General features: G+C 46.8%; 19 protein-coding genes. 4 read left to right on the forward strand and 15 right to left on the reverse strand.

Annotated elements, in window-relative coordinates; translation table 11 throughout:
* Positions 1-63: 63 nt before the first annotated feature.
* The 8 genes from sspB to zapE form a co-directional block, all read right to left on the reverse strand.
* On the reverse strand, positions 64-540 hold the full coding sequence (gene sspB / locus CIK04_RS05725) for a ClpXP protease specificity-enhancing factor (protein ID WP_017421289.1): 477 nt from the start codon (positions 538-540) through the stop codon (positions 64-66).
* Positions 541-543: 3 nt separating this feature from the next.
* Complete coding sequence (gene sspA / locus CIK04_RS05730) at positions 544-1,179, reverse strand: stringent starvation protein SspA (protein WP_011078679.1); 636 nt, start codon at positions 1,177-1,179, stop codon at positions 544-546.
* A 97-nt stretch (positions 1,180-1,276) separates the two neighbouring features.
* Entirely contained in the window at positions 1,277-2,014 is a 738-nt protein-coding gene (locus CIK04_RS05735) for a cytochrome c1 (RefSeq protein ID WP_017421288.1), read from the reverse strand.
* Positions 2,011-3,276 (reverse strand): cytochrome bc complex cytochrome b subunit, encoded by a 1,266-nt coding sequence (locus CIK04_RS05740; RefSeq protein WP_097352417.1) that lies wholly within the window; start codon positions 3,274-3,276, stop codon positions 2,011-2,013. The genes CIK04_RS05735 and CIK04_RS05740 overlap by 4 nt, the downstream gene beginning before the upstream one ends.
* Positions 3,276-3,866 (reverse strand): ubiquinol-cytochrome c reductase iron-sulfur subunit, encoded by a 591-nt coding sequence (gene petA, locus CIK04_RS05745; RefSeq protein WP_097352416.1) that lies wholly within the window; start codon positions 3,864-3,866, stop codon positions 3,276-3,278. Before petA ends, CIK04_RS05740 begins: the two co-directional genes overlap by 1 nt.
* A 330-nt stretch (positions 3,867-4,196) precedes the next feature.
* Complete coding sequence (rpsI, locus tag CIK04_RS05750) at positions 4,197-4,589, reverse strand: 30S ribosomal protein S9 (RefSeq protein ID WP_011078683.1); 393 nt, start codon at positions 4,587-4,589, stop codon at positions 4,197-4,199.
* A gap of 15 nt (positions 4,590-4,604) precedes the next feature.
* Positions 4,605-5,033 carry a 50S ribosomal protein L13 gene (rplM, locus tag CIK04_RS05755; RefSeq protein WP_011078684.1) on the reverse strand — a complete coding sequence of 143 codons (429 nt, stop codon included), beginning with the start codon at positions 5,031-5,033 and terminating at the stop codon, positions 4,605-4,607.
* A gap of 251 nt (positions 5,034-5,284) precedes the next feature.
* Positions 5,285-6,388, reverse strand: coding sequence for a cell division protein ZapE (gene zapE, locus CIK04_RS05765; protein WP_038940954.1), 1,104 nt, complete (start codon positions 6,386-6,388; stop codon positions 5,285-5,287).
* A 159-nt stretch (positions 6,389-6,547) separates the two neighbouring features.
* Between zapE and zapG the strand changes: the two genes are divergently transcribed.
* From zapG to degS, 3 genes are all read left to right on the forward strand, one after another.
* Positions 6,548-6,997: a Z-ring associated protein ZapG gene (zapG, locus tag CIK04_RS05770; RefSeq protein ID WP_011078686.1), complete on the forward strand. Its 450-nt coding sequence runs from the start codon at positions 6,548-6,550 to the stop codon at positions 6,995-6,997.
* Between the two features lie 157 nt (positions 6,998-7,154).
* Entirely contained in the window at positions 7,155-8,522 is a 1,368-nt protein-coding gene (locus tag CIK04_RS05775) for a DegQ family serine endoprotease (protein WP_017421286.1), read from the forward strand.
* 131 nt (positions 8,523-8,653) lie between these two features.
* The gene (gene degS, locus CIK04_RS05780) at positions 8,654-9,721 is read left to right on the forward strand and encodes an outer membrane-stress sensor serine endopeptidase DegS (RefSeq protein ID WP_011149493.1); all 1,068 of its coding nucleotides are present in this window, start codon (positions 8,654-8,656) and stop codon (positions 9,719-9,721) included.
* 75 nt (positions 9,722-9,796) lie between these two features.
* On the opposite strand, the gene parC is transcribed toward degS, so the two are convergent.
* The 6 genes from parC to nudF form a co-directional block, all read right to left on the reverse strand.
* On the reverse strand, positions 9,797-12,082 hold the full coding sequence (gene parC / locus CIK04_RS05785) for a DNA topoisomerase IV subunit A (protein ID WP_097352415.1): 2,286 nt from the start codon (positions 12,080-12,082) through the stop codon (positions 9,797-9,799).
* Between the two features lie 3 nt (positions 12,083-12,085).
* Positions 12,086-13,966 carry a DNA topoisomerase IV subunit B gene (gene parE, locus CIK04_RS05790; RefSeq protein WP_038940952.1) on the reverse strand — a complete coding sequence of 627 codons (1,881 nt, stop codon included), beginning with the start codon at positions 13,964-13,966 and terminating at the stop codon, positions 12,086-12,088.
* Positions 13,967-14,202: 236 nt separating this feature from the next.
* Positions 14,203-14,793, reverse strand: a complete 591-nt coding sequence (gene yqiA / locus CIK04_RS05795) for an esterase YqiA (RefSeq protein ID WP_097352414.1) — start codon at positions 14,791-14,793, stop codon at positions 14,203-14,205.
* A gap of 1 nt (position 14,794) precedes the next feature.
* Positions 14,795-15,619, reverse strand: a complete 825-nt coding sequence (gene cpdA, locus CIK04_RS05800) for a 3',5'-cyclic-AMP phosphodiesterase (protein WP_039447955.1) — start codon at positions 15,617-15,619, stop codon at positions 14,795-14,797.
* 18 nt (positions 15,620-15,637) lie between these two features.
* Entirely contained in the window at positions 15,638-16,087 is a 450-nt protein-coding gene (locus CIK04_RS05805) for a DUF1249 family protein (RefSeq protein ID WP_038940949.1), read from the reverse strand.
* The gene (gene nudF / locus CIK04_RS05810; RefSeq protein WP_026050478.1) at positions 16,087-16,722 is read right to left on the reverse strand and encodes an ADP-ribose diphosphatase; all 636 of its coding nucleotides are present in this window, start codon (positions 16,720-16,722) and stop codon (positions 16,087-16,089) included. Before nudF ends, CIK04_RS05805 begins: the two co-directional genes overlap by 1 nt.
* A gap of 228 nt (positions 16,723-16,950) precedes the next feature.
* Here nudF and tolC point away from each other — a divergent pair, with 228 nt between their 5' ends.
* A complete protein-coding gene (tolC, locus tag CIK04_RS05815; protein WP_039540709.1) occupies positions 16,951-18,276 on the forward strand; it encodes an outer membrane channel protein TolC in 1,326 nt (441 codons plus the stop codon).
* Positions 18,277-18,386: 110 nt separating this feature from the next.
* Here the strand turns inward: tolC and hldE are convergent, their stop codons facing one another.
* Positions 18,387-19,817, reverse strand: a complete 1,431-nt coding sequence (gene hldE / locus CIK04_RS05820) for a bifunctional D-glycero-beta-D-manno-heptose-7-phosphate kinase/D-glycero-beta-D-manno-heptose 1-phosphate adenylyltransferase HldE (RefSeq protein WP_011078696.1) — start codon at positions 19,815-19,817, stop codon at positions 18,387-18,389.
* Positions 19,818-19,870: the final 53 nt, after the last annotated feature.

Raw genomic sequence — 19,870 nt, forward strand, 5'->3', positions numbered from 1 at the left:
TGGCTAACTCTCAAGCACAAAAAAAGCAGCTTTCGCTGCTTTTTTCTTATTTAACGTTCATCGTTATTTAACGACTCTCAAGCTAGGTCGGCCCTTGGGTCTTGGTGGCTCTGGTTCATCATCAAAATCGATGTTAGGTTGAGGCGCTGAATGCTCCTCTTCCAACCAAATACCATCGTCCTCTTCCTGCTCAGCCCCAGGGATACTGGTATACGCTTCTTCAGGTTCGAACATGGTGCCAGCACCATTTTCACGAGCATAAATAGCCAGCACTGCGTACAATGGAACAATCACAGAATGTGGACGACCACCAAAACGAGCATTAAAGCTGATGGTGTCGTTACCTAATTCAAGATTGCCAACCGCACGCGGGGCAATGTTCAGAATAATCTGACCATCCTGAATAAACTCTTGAGGTACGCGCACTCCAGCCAATGTTGCTTGCACAACGAGGTGAGGAGTTAAATCATTATCCACTAGCCAATCGTAAAATGCTCTTAGCATATACGGTCGGCGAGCGGTCATTTGAGCAATTTCCATAACTTAACGAACCAAACGCATCTCGCGTTCAGCTTCAGTCAAAGAAGCTAGGAATGAATCACGCTCAAACACTTTGTTCATGTAAGCTTTGATCTCTTTTGAACCAGGACCAATCAGATCGATACCTAGTAGAGGCAAACGCCACAATAAAGGCGCTAAGTAGCAGTCAATTAGGCTAAATTCTTCACTCATGAAGTATTCAAATTCAGCGAAGATTGGCGATAGAGTCAGCAAGTCATTGCGCAGTTTGTTGCGCGCTTTCTCTGATTCTTCTGCATTGCCTTTAACAATTTTCTCAGCCAATGAGTACCAGTTACGTTCGATACGGTACATCATTAAACGGCTATTACCACGGGCTACCGGATAAACAGGCATCAACGGCGGATGAGGAAAACGCTCATCTAGGTACTCCATGATGATCTTCGAGTCATAGAGTGCTAGCTCACGATCCACCAGTGTTGGTACTGATTTATAAGGATTTAGCTCGATCAGCTCTGCTGGTAGGTTAGTTTCATCAACCAACTCAACCTCAACACTTACACCCTTCTCTGCGAGAACGATACGCACTTGATGGCTGTACAAGTCTGATGCACTTGAGAATAGAGTCATTACAGAACGTTTATTGGCAGCTAAAGCCATGGGCCCTCCAGTACACTTACAATAATAAAAACAATGGAGGCTAAGCCTCCATTGTTTATTCAATAAAATTGGGAATTAGCGCGGTATGATAGCACAATTAATGCACATCACGCCAATACTCTTTCTTCAGCAGCACAACCACGATAGTGAACAGTACTAAGAAAGCCATGACCCACCAACCTAGAGCGTGACGCTCAGCCTTCACTGGATCACCGGAGTAAACCAAGAAGCTCACTAAGTCGAGCACGGCTTCATCGTACTCTCCTTTGCTCAGTTCACCAGTGCCGTCGCTTTCAACACCAACTACAACTTGTACTTCCTTACCATCAACCACTTTCGTGCCGTAAACAGGGTTAGGAATACCTTGCAGCTCTTCCAATACATGTGGCATACCAACGCTTGGGAAAACTAAGTTGTTCACACCAAATGGACGTGATGGGTCAACATAGAAAGTACGCAAGTAAGTGTACAACCAATCAGCACCACGAACACGAGCAACAAGAGTCAAATCTGGTGGCGGCGCACCAAACCAAGCCGCGGCTTGTTTTGGTGGCATAGCGTTCACCATCAGATCGCCAATTTTGCTCTCTGGGTTAAACATCAGATTTTCTTTCATGAGATCGGCTGGGATACCAAGATCATCCGCCACACGCTCGTAACGTTGATACTGCGTCGAGTGACAAGCAAAACAGTAGTTCATGAACAACTTAGCACCATTTTGTAGTGCTGCTTTGTCTGACAAATCAACATTTGCTTTGTCCAACGGAACACCCGCTCCCGCTGCCATCGCCAGAGATGGCAACATAGCAAATAGAATTACAATCCATTTCTTCATTTGAATGTCACCCTCTCTGGTAGTGGCTTCGTTGCTTCATTCTTGCTGTATACGTACAGAAGAATAAAGAACATGAAATAACCCAAGCTAAAGATCTGAGCTAGTAGCGTATAAGTTGGTGTTGCTGGAAGCGCACCAAGAATACCCAATGCAATAAAGCTGATCGTAAACTGGATAATGTTAATCAAATGAATTTTGCTACGGTAACGGTAAGAGCGAACTTTACAGCGGTCAAACCATGGCAGTAGGAATAGGAATACAATCGATAGTCCCATCGCTACAACACCCAACAGCTTATCTGGAACAGCACGCAAAATGGCATAGAAAGGCGTAAAGTACCAAACTGGTGCAATGTGCTCAGGCGTTTTCAGCGGGTTTGCAGCTTCAAAGTTAGGCGGCTCTAGGAAGTACCCACCCATCTCTGGGTTAAAGAACAAGACATAGCAGAACAAAAACAGGAAGCCCGCTACACCCACCATATCTTTTACCGTTCCATAAGGGTGGAAAGGAATCGAATCGATGATGTCGTATTTGTTTGAGTAGTACTCGTGGAACTTAAACTGTGTCTTGTAATCTGGTCCCATTGAACCTTTCGGCAGCTTAGTTTCAATGCCGTCTGGGTTGTTAGAACCCACTTCATGCAGCGCCAGAATGTGCAGCACGATCAACAGCAGCAGTACGATAGGTAAGGCGATGACGTGCAGAGCAAAGAAACGGTTCAGCGTTGCACCCGAGATGATGTAATCACCACGGATCCACAAGGTTAAATCATCACCAATGACCGGAATGGCACCAAACAAGGAAATGATTACCTGTGCACCCCAGTAAGACATCTGGCCCCATGGAAGTAGATATCCCATGAACGCTTCTGCCATCAGTACTAGTAAGATCAACATACCGAAGATCCACAGTAGCTCACGAGGCTTTTGGTAAGAACCGTAGATCAAACCACGGAACATATGCAAATAAACCACCACGAAGAATGCAGAAGCGCCTGTAGAGTGCATGTAACGCAACAACCAGCCATATTCCACATCACGCATGATGTATTCGATAGAAGCAAATGCACCTTCACCAGAAGGAACATAGTTCATGGTTAACCAAATACCCGTTAGGATCTGGTTTACCAGTACGAGCATTGCTAAAGAACCAAAAAGGTACCAAAAGTTGAAGTTCTTTGGCATTGGGTATTCGGACAAATGCTTTTTGTAAGCATTCATCGCAGGGATACGTTTTTCAACCCAGTCTAATAGTGCTTGCATTAGGCATCCCCCTCGTCAACACCGATAAGGATCGTGGTATCGCTTAAATACATGTGCTTAGGGACCACTAAGTTCAAAGGTGCAGGAACACCTTGGAACACGCGGCCTGCCATATCAAACTTAGAGCCGTGACATGGGCAGAAGAAGCCCGATTTCACGCCTTGCACTTGTTCTGCGAAAGAATCTGGCAGATAGGTTGGCGAACAACCTAGGTGTGTACAGAAACCGACCGCAACAAAAAACTCAGGTTTAATTGAGCGAAACTCGTTTTGAGCATAAGTTGGCTGTTGTTCCATCTCAGATTGAGGATCTCGTAGCTGACCACCAATCGTTTTGAGGTTGTCGATAACTTCTTGGGTACGGCGTACAACCCATACAGGTTTACCTTGCCATTCCACACGAATCATCTGTCCGGCTTCAATTTTACTAACATCCACTTCCACCGGCGCACCTGATGCTTTCGCTTTGGCACTCGGATTCCATGATTTGATAAAAGGAACGGCGACGGCAGCTGCCCCTAACCCACCTACAACTGCTGTTGTGGCGGTTAGAAAACGCCTGCGACCGTTATTTAAAGGCGCGTTGCTCATCCAAACATTCTCCCATTTGCTCCTTTTGGATCGTGATTATTCCGCTTATAGAGCATGGCTAACAAAATATGAATCTAGTTCTATTTATTGACGAGAAATGATAAATAAAACCCTACTTTTTGACAAGATAAAGCTACCTTTTTGTAACATTTGTGAGGCAAATCGCTCACGACGTCACAAAAGCGGCAAAATTCTAAATATTTGGTGTGAGATGTAACAAAGAAAGGAAATAAGTAGCTATAAATAAACAAAAAGCTCGGCATATAGCCGAGCTTTGAACCACAACTTCCAGAAATAATTCTGGAGCGTAAATGTTTCGAAAACGAAAAATTAACGCTTAGAGAATTGTGGACGACGACGTGCTTTACGTAGACCAACTTTCTTACGTTCAACGCAACGAGCGTCACGAGTAACGTAGCCAGCTGCACGTAGAGCAGGACGTAGAGATTCATCGTATTCCATAAGAGCACGAGTGATGCCGTGACGGATTGCGCCAGCTTGACCAGAAATACCACCACCTTTAACAGTGATGTATAGGTCTAGCTTCTCAACCATGTCTACCAACTCAAGAGGTTGTTTAACAACCATGCAAGAAGTTGGACGACCGAAGTACTCTTCAAGCGCACGCTTGTTGATTACGATGTTGCCGCTGCCTGGTTTGATGAAAACACGAGCAGCTGAGCTTTTGCGACGGCCAGTGCCGTAGTATTGATTCTCTGCCATTTCCGATATCCCCAATTAGATGTCTAGTACTTTTGGTTGTTGAGCAACATGGTTGTGCTCAGCGCCAGCGTAAACTTTTAGCTTACGGTACATAGCACGGCCTAGAGGACCACGTGGTAGCATACCTTTAACCGCTAGCTCAATGACCATTTCTGGTTTACGAACAATCAGCTTGTCAAAAGTGATTGACTTAATACCACCAGGGAATTCAGTGTGACGGTAGTAAGTTTTTGCTGCAGCTTTGTTACCAGTTACAGTAACTTTCTCCGCGTTGATAACGATGATGTAATCACCAGTGTCAACGTGTGGAGTGTACTCAGCTTTGTGTTTGCCACGTAGGCGAGATGCAATTTCACTTGCTAGACGGCCAAGAGTTTTACCTTCAGCGTCTACAACGTACCAGTCGCGTTTTACAGTTTCTGGTTTAGCAACGAAAGTTTTCATGCTAATAATAACCCGTTAATTCAAATTTAAACTTTAAAGGAACACACCGCTGTGCTCCCACACTGTCTAAGAGCCCAGTCATCACCCCTTCGAGCGGTTGGCACTCTCGACCTTATATTTCGAATAACTTCGATAAATTAGGTCTGCAGTAACGGTGGGTCGCAGGATTATAGAGAAGAGCGAAGAAAAAATCACCTTTTTTTGCACTCAATCACTAATTTTTTCGTCACGTCTTTCTCCCAAGAAACAATCTAAGCCAGATGTTCTCTCGCTAAGTACTCATGACTTTGCATTTCCACTAAACGAGATTGACAGCGCTTAAACTCAAACTCCAATTGCCCTTGCAGATAGAGTTGTTCTAGTGCCACTTCCGCGGAAATAATCAATTTGACGTGTCGTTCGTAGAACTCATCCACGAGGGCGATAAATCGTCGCGCAGCATCATCAATCTTATTATCCATTTGTGGCACATCCGCCAACAACACCGTGTGATAGATTTTGGACAGTTCAATATAGTCATTCTGACTGCGTGCGGTTTGGCACAGCTGGGCGAATGTCGCATGCAGTACCCCATCACTGGCCTCTATAACCGCTATTTGGCGATGATTGATGTCAACATTGTATAATTTGGCCTTACCCTCTCCAACTAACTGCTGATAGTAGAGATTTAGGTTGAGGTTTGCCTGCTCATCCAATGGATAATGATAGATCTCTGCTTGCTCTAACGTTCGTAGCCGATAGTCTATGCCACTATCCACATTGAGCACTTCACAGTGTTGCTCAATCAAAGCGATAGCAGGCAGAAAGCGCGCTCTCTGTAATCCATTACGATATAGCTCTTGCGGTACAATGTTCGACGTCGCCACCAGTATCATTTGACGCCTAAACATCGCCTGCATCAGCGTACCAAGAATCATCGCATCGGTAATATCCGAAACAAAAAACTCATCAAAGCAGACAATGTCCGCCTCTTCCTTAAACACATCAGCCACTTTTTCCAGTGGATTTTCTACATCACCTAACCGTTTCAGTTCATCGTGAACTCGATACATAAAGCGATGAAAATGAACGCGCATTTTGCGTTGAGTAGGCAAAGCCTCAAAAAAAGTATCCATGAGATACGTTTTTCCACGCCCAACACCACCCCAAAAATAGAGTCCTTGTGGGGGCAATTTGGCTGGCGGCTGTTTGCCTAATAATTTTTGCCAACGCGTTTGTTGCGGTTGAGGCTGGGCGCAATAATCGAGATATTGATGAAAAAGCCTATCTAGTGCTCGCACTGCATTGTACTGAGCAGCGTCTTTCTGGAATCCGTTATGCGCGAGGTCGTGTTCGTATTTTTCTAATGGGCTCATTGTTCTCATACCAAAACAGGGCATAAAATCCCGTTATCAAACTTGAGATTGTGTCGTTGCTATTTTGCTTTATTGACTACTGCTCCCATAGTAACATGGTGGCGCAATACGTGTAACTAAGCAGTAAATAACATGTTAAAACCATTATAAGGAGCTGTTATGCCTTGGATGTATGCCATTGTAGGCTTGCTTGTCGGAGCAATTGTTGGTGTTGTCGTATCACGACTTACCACGCCAGAATATAAAAAACAGAAGAACATCAAAAAAGAGCTCGATGTAGCAAAATATGAACTAGAGCAACAACGCCAAGAGCTGATTGATCACTTCTCCCAAACCGCTGAGCTACTCGAAACACTCGGTAAAGATTACAGCAAGCTATATCAGCATATGGCGAAAACTTCTGCGGAGCTTCTACCGAATCTGCCAGCGCAAGACAATCCATTTGATAAAGTGGCATTGTCGGCAAAAGAAGATAACACCGAAGAAAATGTAACGGATGAAGTCACTGAACAGCCAAAAGATTACGCTAACGGCGCAACAGGGCTATTCAATGATCAGAAAAAAGTCATCCTGGATGCACCAGAAGCCATCACAGCGAAAGCGTCCTAATTTTTCTCATTGATGAACTTTTCAAAGGTTTTTGAGTCCTAACTCACATCACTGTCTATTGAAAACTGTTTACGACGACAATATTGATAGGAAGTAAACCTATTTTTGTTTGAGTCTCTGTCCTTTGCAATAGACTGGTATTTATAGGAGTTATTGGATGAAAAAACCTTTGCTTGTTTTGACTGCATTGTCTTTGAGCTTAAGCTCTGCCCTTGCCCCTCTTCCAGCAACCGCCGCACTGCCTTTTAGCGTCAGTGGACAGGAGTTGCCGAGCTTAGCGCCAATGCTCGAACGTGTTACCCCTGCGGTCGTTAGTATCGCGGTTGAAGGTAAACAGGTAGAACGCTCGCGTATTCCCGATCAATTTCAGTTCTTTTTTGGCCCTGATTTCCCAACAGAACAAGTTCGTGAACGTCCATTCCGTGGTTTAGGTTCTGGTGTCATCATTAATGCCAATAAAGGCTATATCGTGACGAACTACCACGTCATCAAAGGCGCTGATGAGATACGAATTCAGCTTCACGATGGTCGTGAATACGATGCCGAGTTAATTGGTGGCGATGAGATGTCCGATGTTGCTCTGCTCAAAGTCGATGGCGCTAAAGACTTAACCGAAATTAAGCTCGCCGATTCCGACAAGTTACGTGTGGGTGATTTCAGCGTCGCCATTGGTAACCCATTTGGTTTGGGACAGACAGTGACGTCCGGTATTGTTTCAGCCTTAGGGCGTAGTGGTTTGAACATTGAAAACTTCGAAAACTTTATTCAAACCGACGCGGCAATTAACAGCGGCAACTCCGGTGGTGCTCTCGTCAACCTCAATGGTGAACTGATCGGCATCAATACTGCGATTCTCGGCCCCAATGGCGGCAACGTCGGTATTGGCTTCGCCATTCCATCGAATATGATGAAGAACTTAACTGACCAAATCTTGGAATTTGGTGAAGTCAAACGTGGCATGTTAGGCGTTCAAGGTGGCGAAATCACCTCTGAACTGGCTGAAGCGCTGGGCTATAACTCGAGCAAAGGCGCATTTGTCAGCCAAGTGGTTCCTGACTCAGCAGCAGATAAAGCCGGCATCAAGGCGGGCGACATCATTGTGTCTCTCAATGGTAAGAAAATCGATACCTTCTCTGAGCTAAGAGCCAAGATTGCAACCCTCGGGGCAGGCAAAGAAATCGAACTTGGCGTGGTGCGCGATGGTAAAGATAAGCGCTTTGATGTCACATTGGGTGAGTCGCAACAAACCAAAGCGAAAGCCGATAAAATGCACGAAGGCCTTGCCGGTGCTGAGTTGGCTAATACCACGTCAGACGATCGCATTGCAGGCGTTAAAGTGATCAACGTGGCAGATAAGTCGCCAGCGGCACAGTACCAATTACAAAAAGACGACATCATTATCGGAGTCAATCGTCAGAGAGTAAAAAATCTCGCCGATTTCCGTGCCATTGTTGAAAAACAAACTGGCGTACTTGCGCTCAATATCCAACGTGGTGAACGTACTATCTACTTAGTCATTCGCTAAGTAAACGTATCACCTCAATGATGAACGAGCACGCAAAGGGCAGTCCGAAAGTGGGCTGCCCTTTTATTATTCAATCAGGTAATGCTATTCTCTGCTTTCTGTTCTAACTTTGTGACTTCTGTGGAGAGGGCATGCTCAACTTTCTTATGCGTTCCGTCGTTTTAGGGCTGGTGACAGCTTTGCTGGTGTTACTCGCTGTTCCCTCTCTTCGTAGTAATGTGATTACAACCACGCTGGATGTATCGCCACAAGATGCCAGTTCTCTGCAAATCTCATTTAATCAGGCGGTGAGAAATGCTGCGCCTGCGGTGGTCAATATTTACAGCCGAAAATACGTTGAAAACGACCGTAGTAAGCTGTCAACGCAAGGGTTGGGTTCTGGTGTCATCGTCAGTGAAAAAGGCTATATCATCACCAACTACCATGTGGTCGCCCAAGCCGATCAAATCGTTGTGGCGTTGCAAGATGGCCGAGTCGCCGCCGCGCAATTGGTGGGCAAAGATCGTCGCACTGACATCGCCATTTTGCGTATCGAAGGCAGCAACTTACCTGTCATTCCGTTAAATTCAAACTACAAAGCCAAAGTTGGTGATGTGGTGTTGGCGATAGGTAATCCTTATAACCTCGGGCAAACCACCACCTTTGGTATTATTTCCGCCACCGGCCGCTCTTCCATCAGTGCTGATGGCAGACAAGCTTTTATTCAGACCGATGCCGCGATCAACGAAGGCAACTCAGGCGGAGCTTTAGTCAATACCAAAGGCGAGTTGGTTGGTATCAACACCGCCTCTTTTCAGCAAGCCACCGATCTGGAAACTTATGGTATTTCTTTCGCCATCCCTTTCCCTCTGGCAAATAAAATCATGGAAAAGATCATTGCCGATGGCCGAGTGATCCGAGGTTATATTGGTATTGATGGGCAAGACATTAATGCAGTCACTGCGCGCTTGCTCGGTAATGAGCATATTGGTGGCATCGTCGTATTGGGTGTCGATCCCAACGGCCCGGCCGCAAACGCCGGTTTTGAAGCACAAGACATCATCTTAAGTATTGATGACAAGAAGATCCAAGGTCGTCAGAGTGTGATGGATATTGTGACCGATCTACGTCCGGGGACAACCGTCGATGTCGGTATCATCCGCAAAGGACAAGAGATGACGCTGAAAGTGACGATTGCGGAAGATAACCGAGAAATCTAATCTCAGTTCAAACAATCTAATCCGAGTGATAAAAAGAACCCCAAGCCTAGGCTTGGGGTTCTTTTTCTGCTTCTATTACGCGTCAGTGGCCGTTTCTGAACCATCCGATGAGTCACTTTGCTCGAGCTCAATACGAGTGACTCGCTGCAAGCCACGTGGCAGTAAACCACCTCGACGGCCTCGTTCTCCACGGAAGTTATCCAAATCGGCAGGCTTCAAGCCCAACTTACGTTTGCCTGCGTACAGCGTCAGTGAAGCGCCTTTTGGCAAAGCAATCAAATGCGACAGGATCTCTTCTTTCGCTTTTGCTTTCGCCGCTGGAATATTGATGATCTTATTCCCTTTACCTTTACCAAGTTGCGGCAAGTCTTTAATTGGGAACATCAACATACGGCCTTGGTTGGTAATGGCAAGAATATCGTCATTGTCCAAATCCAATACCGCCGATGGTGTCATCACTTCTGCGTTTTCAGGCAACGACACCAATGCTTTACCACTGCGGTTTTTCGACAACAAATCACTGCCTTTACACACGAAGCCATAACCCGCATCAGAGCCAATCAGCCATAGCTGTTCTTCTTCACCCATGATCACTTGGCGAATACTGCTTCCTGGCGTGATGTTGAGGCGGCCAGTAATCGGCTCACCTTGACCGCGAGCCGAAGGCAGGGTGTGCGATTCTAATGAGTAACTGCGGCCATCTGAACCAAGCAGCACCGCTTGCTGGTTACTCTTACCACACGCATGCGCCAGATAGCTGTCACCCGCTTTGTAGCTCAACCCCTGACAATCCACTTCGTGGCCTTTGGCGTGACGAATCCAACCTTTCTCTGACAAGACAACGGTGATCGCTTCATTCGGCATCAGGTCACGTTCAGTCAGTGCTTTCGCTTCTTCACGAACCACTAGCGGAGAACGGCGATCATCACCAAATTTCTCTGCATCCGCACGGATCTCTTTTTTCAGCAAGGTATTCAGACGACGCTCAGAACCCAGTAACTCTTCCAGTTTCTTACGTTCTTTTTCCAGCTCATCTTGTTCACCGCGGATCTTCATCTCTTCCAATTTGGCTAAGTGACGAAGTTTGGTATCCAGAATCGCATCGGCTTGAATATCGGTAATGCCAAATCTGGCCATCAATACCGCTTTAGGATCGTCTTCAGTACGAATGATCTCAATCACCTCATCGATGTTGAGATACGCGATCAACAAACCTGCCAAGATGTGCAAGCGAGCCAGCACTTTATCAAGACGGTATTGCAAGCGTGAACGTACCGTTTCGCGACGGAAAGTGATCCATTCCGTCAAAATCTGCACCAAGCCTTTCACTTGTGGGCGGTTGTCGAGACCAATCATGTTTAAGTTAACACGATAGCTCTTCTCCAAATCGGTGGACGCGAACAGGTGGTTCATCAACTGGTCGCAATCAACGCGATTTGAGCGCGGTACAATCACAATACGAGTTGGGTTTTCGTGGTCAGACTCATCACGCAAGTCTTCCACCATCGGCAATTTTTTCGCGCGCATTTGCGCGGCTATTTGCTCAAGCAGCTTGGCCCCTGAGACTTGATGCGGGAGCGCCGTGATAACGATGTCACAGCCCTCTTTGCACCAAACCGCGCGCATTTTCACGCTGCCACGGCCACTGCGATACATTTTTTCCAGATCGCTACTTGGGGTAATGATCTCCGCTTCTGTTGGGAAATCAGGCCCTTTGACGTACTGCATTAAATCCATCAGCGGCGCAGCTGGATTATCAATCAAATGAATGGTGGCATCCGCAACTTCACGTACGTTATGAGGAGGAATGTCCGTCGCCATACCCACCGCAATGCCTGTCACACCATTGAGAAGAATGTGAGGCAAACGTGCTGGCAGCATTTTTGGCTCTTTCATCGTGCCATCAAAGTTAGGCTGCCACTCGACCGTACCTTGACCAAGCTCTCCCAGAAGCACATCGGCAAACTTCGACAATTTGGCTTCGGTATAACGCATCGCGGCGAACGATTTCGGATCATCCGGTGCACCCCAGTTGCCTTGACCGTCCACCAACGGATAGCGGTATGAGAATGGCTGTGCCATCAGCACCATCGCTTCATAACATGCTGAGTCGCCGTGTGGATGGTACTTACCCAACACGTCACCCACGGTACGCGCTGATTTTTTGTATTTTGCCGCCGCCGAAAGCCCAAGCTCCGACATGGCGTAGATAATACGTCGTTGAACCGGTTTCAGACCGTCACCAATATAAGGCAACGCACGATCCATAATGACGTACATCGAATAGTTTAGATAAGCATCTTCGGTGAACTTGCGCATTGGCAATTGTTCGACGCCATCATAAGTAATTTCTGTAGACATCTATTAAACCTCTGCCATATCGCCGTTGTTTTGTAACCAGCTACGACGGTCATCTGCGCGTTTTTTACCCAGCAGCATGTCCATCATTTCCATGGTCGCCTCTGAGTCATCAATGGTGAGTTGCACCAGACGACGCGTGTTGGGATCCATCGTGGTTTCACGCAACTGCAGTGGGTTCATCTCACCCAGACCTTTGAATCGTTGCACGTTAATTTTGGCGCGCTTCTGGCTTAGGCGTTCTAACACGCCATCTTTTTCTGCATCATCCAGCGCATAGAACACCTCTTTGCCGCAATCAATACGATACAGTGGTGGCATTGCTACGTAGATATGTCCCGCTTCAACTAGCGCTCGGAAATGACGTGTGAATAGTGCACACAAGAGTGTCGCAATGTGCAGACCATCCGAGTCCGCATCGGCGAGGATGCAGATTTTGCCGTAACGCAGCCCTTCAAGATTGTCGCTATCTGGATCAATCCCTAGTGCGACAGAAATATCGTGCACTTCTTGAGACGCCAATACTTGATCGGCAGAAACTTCCCAAGTATTTAAGATTTTACCACGCAGCGGCATCACGGCTTGGAATTCACGATCACGCGCTTGCTTGGCACTGCCGCCTGCCGAATCCCCTTCCACGAAGAAGATTTCAGTACGAGCTAAGTCTTGCACGGAACAATCGGTCAACTTACCTGGTAAAGCTGGGCCTGATGCAATCTTTTTACGCACGACTTTCTTGCTCGCACGCATACGACGGTGAGCGTTCGCAATACACACTTCCGCGAGTTGCTCGGCAAGTTGCGGCTTTTCATTTAACCACAAGCTAAAGGTGTCTTTTACCACCCCAGAGACAAACGCCGCGGTTTGACGAGAAGAAAGGCGCTCTTTGGTTTGGCCGGCAAACTGCGGATCTTGCATCTTCACCGACAGTACGTAAGAACAGCGGTCGAAAACGTCTTCGCCCGTTAACTTCACGCCACGCGGCAGTAAGTTGCGGAATTCACAGAACTCACGCATCGCATCCAACAAGCCTTGACGTAAACCGTTCACATGCGTACCGCCTTGTGCGGTTGGGATCAGGTTAACGTAGCTTTCGGTGATCATCTCACCGCCTTCTGGCTGCCAAATCACCGCCCAATCCGCGGCTTCTGTTTCTGCCGAAAATTGGCCTGTAAATGGCTCTTCAGGTAGTAAGGTGTAACCCTTCACCCCTTCAATCAAATAATCTTTCAAACCATCTTGGTAGAGCCACTGATGCTCTTTACCATTCACACGATCACTGAAAGTAATTTCCAAACCTGGGCAAAGGACCGCCTTCGCACGCAAGTTATTCACTAAGCGCGTAACCGAAAAGTTTGGCGAATCAAAGTATTTGGTGTCTGGCCAGAAGTGCACGCTGGTACCGCGATTACGACGACCACACGTCCCCGTCACGGTGAGATCCGACACTTTGTCACCATGTTCAAAAGCGATTTCGTAAACCTGACCATCTCGACGTACTGTCACTTCAACCCTTTTAGACAGGGCGTTCACCACCGAAATACCTACCCCGTGCAAACCACCAGAAAACTGATAGTTTTTGTTGGAGAATTTACCACCAGCGTGCAGCTTACATAGGATCAGCTCAACGCCCGAGACTTTCTCTTCTGGGTGGATATCGACGGGCATGCCTCGACCATCATCGATCACTTCCAGTGATTGGTCAGCATGTAGGATGACTTGTACTTTGGAGGCATGTCCGGCCAGCGCTTCATCGACACTGTTGTCGATCACTTCTTGGCCCAAATGGTTTGGGCGCGCTGTATCCGTATACATCCCTGGTCGGCGACGTACTGGTTCTAAACCATTCAGTACTTCAATGGCACCAGCATTATATTGTTCAGTCATAATACGGAATCGTTCTCAATGTTTACCTGTTGTCTGAGCCTAGTTGGTCGCACTTTTGCACCAACTGGCGACAACGAAAAAGCTACCCTGTTACTCACAGAGCGTGACTCTGTGCGTTTCACGGTAGCTGTATTCGGAGAAACATAGTCGGAAAGCAGTGCGACTATGTCAAGAAACGGTTGGATATCAGAGGTAAAATTATGAGCCCCTCCTAATCCTGTCTCTGAGTGGTAGCGTTACAAACCAAGAAAGTGAATGATTCGCTCTGGATAGCGTTCAAAGCCAACAAAACTATGATCGCCTCCCTCTTCTACCGTTTGTGCAGAACCTGCGTACTTTTCCACTGCCTGACGGTAGTCCAGCACTTCATCTTCGGTTTGCTGCAATAGCCAGAAAGATTCTGGATTCGCGACCACTTTTACCTCAAGCGCTTTCAATTCGTCAATATGACGCGCTTCGAGTGTATAGCTTTCATGCGTATATGGGTTAGTTTGTGGCCCTAGATAGTCAGCCAACAGCTCATACGGCTTCACCGCTGGGTTGACAACCACAGCGCGAAAACCAAACTCGGCATTGAGCCAAGTCGACAAATAACCACCGAGCGAACTCCCCACCAAACCAATACGATGAGTGGTTTTATGTTGCTGAACGATCTCTAGCAAACACTCTGCAGCCGCTTGCGGAAAACTCGGTAACTGCGGCACCACAACCTTGATGTCAGGTCGGTGTTGCTCGCAATATTCACGCATCAGATTGGCTTTCATCGATAACGGCGAGCTGTTAAAACCATGAATGTAGAGCAGCAGTGAAGGCTTAGGATGGCTCATATCAGTAACCACTTGAGGTAAAATCAGGTAAAAAACTGCCCGAAGCCAGGCGTTGCACTTGAGTGGTGATCTCACCATTGGCATGCAGTGTTAATTCGCGCCAACCGGGTGAAACCGTGTCGAGCGCAAAATCGTCAGATTGCGGTTTGAACTGAACACATGTTGATGGGGTTGCCATCACACGGATGCCTTTGTGCATCACATTCATATCTTGATGAACGTGACCACACACAATGCCTTTCACCATAGGAAAACGTTCAACAATTTGCCAAAACGCCTCTGCATCTTTCAACGTATGCTGATCTAACCAAGCACTACCCACCAGCAGTGGATGGTGGTGAAGTAAAATTAAGGTGTTTTTCTCTGGCGACGCCTGCAAATAATGCTCCAGCATCGACAACTGTTGATCACTGAGGCGACCATGTGGCACACCGACGACTTGGGAATCCAGCAAAATCAGTTGCCAATGAGGATTAAGCGCCACCTGCTCTGGTGTAGTAATTTGAGGGGAAGGTAAAACACTCGACATATTGGGTTTATAGTCGTGGTTACCTGGCAACCAAAAGCAGGCTTTCTCTAGTGGCGCAATTCCGTCAGCAAAACGCTGGTAGGAGGCCGCACTATGGTCTTGAGAAATGTCACCGGTTGCTAATATATAGTCAAACTCAACATGGCGCGCCATCACTTGCTCGACAACGGCCTGAAAACTTTGGAGTGTTTTAACACTCAGCAAACTGCCCTCATCCGATGCAAAGAGATGAGTATCCGTAATCTGTAACAGCTTAATACTGTTCTCGCTGAGCGTATCACTGGATGTATGTTGCAAAATGAAAACCTGACTCTGTTATTCTTCTTTAAATGTTATTGGGGCTCGGCTAATACCGCTTTTTAAACAAAAGGTCAGCCACTCACCAAGAAACGCATTCAATTGATGCTTTTCATCTTTCTGCATCAACTTTTCATTTGGGTAGTCGTATTTCGCTTTGAATCGAACATGCTCACCACTCGAGAGCACTTCCGCGACTCTGGCATCGTGATAAAGCCTGACAGACATCGTAGGTAAAGGAAATAACGGTATGTCATCACTCTGACATATCTCCACTATGGTGGTGTATTTTGTGACCTCTTTCACTGTCATTTGGTAGATCATGTTTACGACCTGATAGCAGCGAACATCACCCACTTCAGCGTTGAACGGCAGCAAAGCATTTAATTTGGCATAATTCGTCTCATAGGTTCTCATTAACCCTGCCAAATCAACATAATAAGGTTGTTTTGCTGCTGCTAAACCCATCACTCAATCTCCAACCACTGTGACTTTAACTGCAAGTGATTTAACTCTAACCATTGTAAGGCGATAATTGAGGCACCATTCTCGATTTTGCCGCGTTTGACCAAATCGTAGGCTTGCTCACGTGTCATCACATGCACACGGATATCTTCATCTTCATAGTCTAAACCATGAATACCATGCGCTTTAGAGGCATCCACTTCACCGATAAAAACATCCAGCTTTTCTGAACAGCCACCCGCTGAAGGATAATACGAAACCACCGAAACAAGTTGTCCGACTTCTAGGCCAGCTTCTTCTTGCGCCTCTCGACGCACGACATCATCCGCCGATTCATCACGATCGATCATGCCTGCGACAATTTCCAACTGCCAAGGATGCTGATGCTCCAGTGCTCCGACACGAATTTGTTCAATTAACACCACTTCATCACGAATAGGATCGTAGGGAAGCATTGCAGCAGCATGACCACGTTCAAACATTTCACGTTCGATCACATTGCTCCACCCTCCGGCAAATAACTTATGGCGGAAGCGGTACTTGATCATCTTGAAAAATCCCTGAAAGAGTGGCTCTTTTGAGAGAACCTCTACATCTTCTGGAGTGAAAACAGCGTGTTGTTTGTCATCCTGTTGCATTTCGCACCTCACTGAGTGAATCTTGTAGTTTACTCACTGTTTAAACATGACTCAAAGGACATTGCTCAACTTTTTATATAATTGTTCTAAAAATTTTTAGGTTTAAACGATTTACTTATTGCACAACTGGACAGCTAAAAATAAAAAGTGCAGAATTTAGGGCAAATATCCAGCAACTTGAGTTAAACTCTTGAGAATTAATCAAACTATACATGGCGAGAATGGAAAATGAAAAAACTGCTTCCACTACTTATTGGTGCAGCGCTAGGTAGCCTGAGTTCTTCAGTGTGGGCTGATTCCTTGGCAGAAATCTATGATCTGGCAAAGCAAAACGATCCACAGTTATTGAGCGTACAAGCTAAACGTGACGCCGCATTTGAAGCGGTCACTTCTAGCCGTAGTACCTTATTACCGCAAATTAATTTAACCGCAGGTTATAACCTAAAACGCGGTGATACGGATCTTGATGCTGGTGCGACGATCGATAACGACCAAAATGCATTAACTGCTGGGATTAATTTCTCTCAGGAACTGTATCAGCGTTCGTCTTGGATCACGCTAGACAACGCAGAGAAAAGCGCTCGTCAAGCAGATGCGGCATACGCAGCGACGCAACAGGGTTTGATCTTAAGAACCGCGCAAGCGTACTTTGAGGTGCTAAAAGCGCAAGACAACTTAGAATTTGTCCGTGCAGAAAAAGCGGCGGTTGCTCGTCAGCTAGAGCAAACCAAACAACGTTTTGAAGTGGGTCTGTCGGCCATTACAGACGTGCATGACGCCCAAGCGCAATACGATGGCGTATTAGCTGACGAAGTTCTGGCCGAAAACAGCCTAACCAACAGTTATGAAGCGTTGCGTGAAATCACAGGTCAAGAGCATAAAAACCTGAATGTCTTAGATACCAAGCGTTTCTCAGCAAGCCGCTCAAACGCTTCGGCTGAAACCCTGATCGAAGAAGCACAAGAGAAAAACTTGAGCTTACTGTCAGCGCGCATCACAAAAGACATCGCCAAAGACAATATTTCTCTGGCCAGTTCAGGCCATCTACCGTCATTAACCTTAGACGGTGGCTATAACTACGCAGACGTTAGTAACAGTGCACAAAGTGACGGTACAACCAATAATTTCAATGTGGGTGTAAATCTCGTCGTGCCACTCTATACCGGTGGTAATACAACGTCGCAAACCAAACAAGCTGAGTTTAATTACGTCTCTGCGAGCCAAGATCTCGAAGCCACTTATCGCGGTGTCGTGAAAGAAGTTCGAGCGCAAAACAACAACATCAATGCCTCAATCGGTGCACTTCGCGCGTATGAGCAATCCGTGGTTTCTGCGCGTTCAGCATTAGAGGCAACCGAAGCAGGTTTTGATGTGGGTACTCGTACTATTGTGGATGTACTTGATGCCACTCGTCGCCTTTACGATGCCAACAAAAACTTATCGAATGCACGCTACAACTACATCTTGAGTGTACTGCAACTTCGTCAGGCGGTGGGTACGCTGAACGAACAAGATGTACTGGATGTTGATGCTGGTTTGATTGCGAAAAAATAATCGAAACCGCAAACACATCGAAAAACACACGCATAAAGAAAAGGGTGACAGCAATGTCACCCTTTTTGTCTCATGTTGATGATGGTACAGCTCATTGAAACGCAGTGTGGTTAACCGCGTCCGCCTTTGATTGCATCAATGATCTCTGTGGTTGAACAGCCATCTTCAAAGTTCAGCACTTTTACTTCACCACCCGCAGCAATCACTTCTTTACCACCAGCGATATCTTCTGGCTTGTAATCGCCGCCTTTAACCAACAGATCCGGTAGCACTTCTGAAATCAAACGTTGTGGCGTGTCTTCACTAAACGGTACCACCCAATCAACAGCGCCTAAGCCCGCGAGCACTGCCATACGACGATCGGTTGGATTCACAGGACGGCCAGGACCTTTCAGGCGCTTCACCGACTCATCGGTATTCACGGCGACAATCAGGCGGTCACCCAATTTTGCTGCGTTATTTAGGTAAGAAACATGGCCTGCATGAAGGATGTCGAAGCAGCCATTGGTCATGACCACTTTCTCGCCTTTGGCTTGCGCCGCTTTCACCGCATCAATCAGCGCCGCTTCGGCAATCACACCGAAATCGGTATCACGGCTGCCATGAATGGCTTCTGCTAACTCGATGGTCGATAACGTTGAAGTACCTAGCTTACCGACTACGACGCCCGCCGCCGCATTAGCCAATGCACATGCTTCGTCAAGCGGTTTACCTGCTGCAACCGACGCCGCCAAGACAGAAATTACCGTATCGCCGGCACCCGTCACGTCATACACTTCTTTGGCTTGGGTTGGCAAATGGAATGGCTTCTGATCTGGACGAACCAATGTCATGCCATGCTCACTGCGCGTCACCAGCAATGCTCCAAGTTCAAACTTTTCAATCAAGCCTAATGCTTTTTCCACCAAGTCATCATCGGATGTCACTTTGCCAACCACCGCTTCAAACTCAGACATGTTTGGTGTGAGCAGAGTGGCGCCACGATAAGGTTCAAAGTTGGTGCCTTTCGGGTCGATAAACACGGGAACATTAGCTGCACGAGCTTTCGCGATCAAAGCCTCAACGTGCTCTAACGCCCCTTTTGCATAATCAGACAGAATCACCGCCTGCACGTGAGGCAGAGCGCGCTCCATGCGTGTTAGGACCAACTCAGGATCGGTGCCTTCAAACTTGTCTTCAAAATCTAAGCGAATCAATTGCTGACCACGGCTCATCACACGCAATTTGGTGATGGTTGGGTATTCAGGAAGCGCAACAAAATCGCATTTTACTTTTAACGAATTCAGGGTTTCGGTCAGCACTTTCGCTGGCTCATCCATCCCTGTTAAACCCACAATGCGCGCATGACCACCAAGCGAGGCAATGTTCATTGCTACGTTTGCCGCTCCGCCTGGGCGCTCTTCATTGTTCTCTACTTTTACAACAGGTACTGGGGCTTCTGGTGAAATACGACTTGTTGGGCCATACCAGTAACGGTCTAGCATCACATCGCCAATGATCAGTACACCTGCATTGTTGTAATCAGGTAGGATTGGTTTCATTCTCGGTCTCCAATTTTTTTGCTGCGCTGAGTGTAACACAGCCTTTATCGGGT

The sequence above is a fragment of the Vibrio sp. 03_296 genome, assembly GCF_002265885.1.

What these genes read in the sequence shown, in the direction of transcription:
- CIK04_RS05805 (WP_038940949.1), bottom strand. Translation starts at nt 16,087, where the DNA reads ATGGGTTTAGCAGCAGCAAAACAACCTTATTATGTTGATTTGGCAGGG.
- CIK04_RS05735 (WP_017421288.1), bottom strand. Translation starts at nt 2,014, where the DNA reads ATGAAGAAATGGATTGTAATTCTATTTGCTATGTTGCCATCTCTGGCG.
- degS (WP_011149493.1), top strand. Translation starts at nt 8,654, where the DNA reads ATGCTCAACTTTCTTATGCGTTCCGTCGTTTTAGGGCTGGTGACAGCT.
- tolC (WP_039540709.1), top strand. Translation starts at nt 16,951, where the DNA reads ATGAAAAAACTGCTTCCACTACTTATTGGTGCAGCGCTAGGTAGCCTG.
- CIK04_RS05740 (WP_097352417.1), bottom strand. Translation starts at nt 3,276, where the DNA reads ATGCAAGCACTATTAGACTGGGTTGAAAAACGTATCCCTGCGATGAAT.
- sspB (WP_017421289.1), bottom strand. Translation starts at nt 540, where the DNA reads ATGGAAATTGCTCAAATGACCGCTCGCCGACCGTATATGCTAAGAGCA.
- rplM (WP_011078684.1), bottom strand. Translation starts at nt 5,033, where the DNA reads ATGAAAACTTTCGTTGCTAAACCAGAAACTGTAAAACGCGACTGGTAC.
- zapG (WP_011078686.1), top strand. Translation starts at nt 6,548, where the DNA reads ATGCCTTGGATGTATGCCATTGTAGGCTTGCTTGTCGGAGCAATTGTT.
- petA (WP_097352416.1), bottom strand. Translation starts at nt 3,866, where the DNA reads ATGAGCAACGCGCCTTTAAATAACGGTCGCAGGCGTTTTCTAACCGCC.
- parE (WP_038940952.1), bottom strand. Translation starts at nt 13,966, where the DNA reads ATGACTGAACAATATAATGCTGGTGCCATTGAAGTACTGAATGGTTTA.
- hldE (WP_011078696.1), bottom strand. Translation starts at nt 19,817, where the DNA reads ATGAAACCAATCCTACCTGATTACAACAATGCAGGTGTACTGATCATT.
- yqiA (WP_097352414.1), bottom strand. Translation starts at nt 14,793, where the DNA reads ATGAGCCATCCTAAGCCTTCACTGCTGCTCTACATTCATGGTTTTAAC.
- rpsI (WP_011078683.1), bottom strand. Translation starts at nt 4,589, where the DNA reads ATGGCAGAGAATCAATACTACGGCACTGGCCGTCGCAAAAGCTCAGCT.
- zapE (WP_038940954.1), bottom strand. Translation starts at nt 6,388, where the DNA reads ATGAGCCCATTAGAAAAATACGAACACGACCTCGCGCATAACGGATTC.
- nudF (WP_026050478.1), bottom strand. Translation starts at nt 16,722, where the DNA reads ATGCAACAGGATGACAAACAACACGCTGTTTTCACTCCAGAAGATGTA.
- sspA (WP_011078679.1), bottom strand. Translation starts at nt 1,179, where the DNA reads ATGGCTTTAGCTGCCAATAAACGTTCTGTAATGACTCTATTCTCAAGT.
- parC (WP_097352415.1), bottom strand. Translation starts at nt 12,082, where the DNA reads ATGTCTACAGAAATTACTTATGATGGCGTCGAACAATTGCCAATGCGC.
- CIK04_RS05775 (WP_017421286.1), top strand. Translation starts at nt 7,155, where the DNA reads ATGAAAAAACCTTTGCTTGTTTTGACTGCATTGTCTTTGAGCTTAAGC.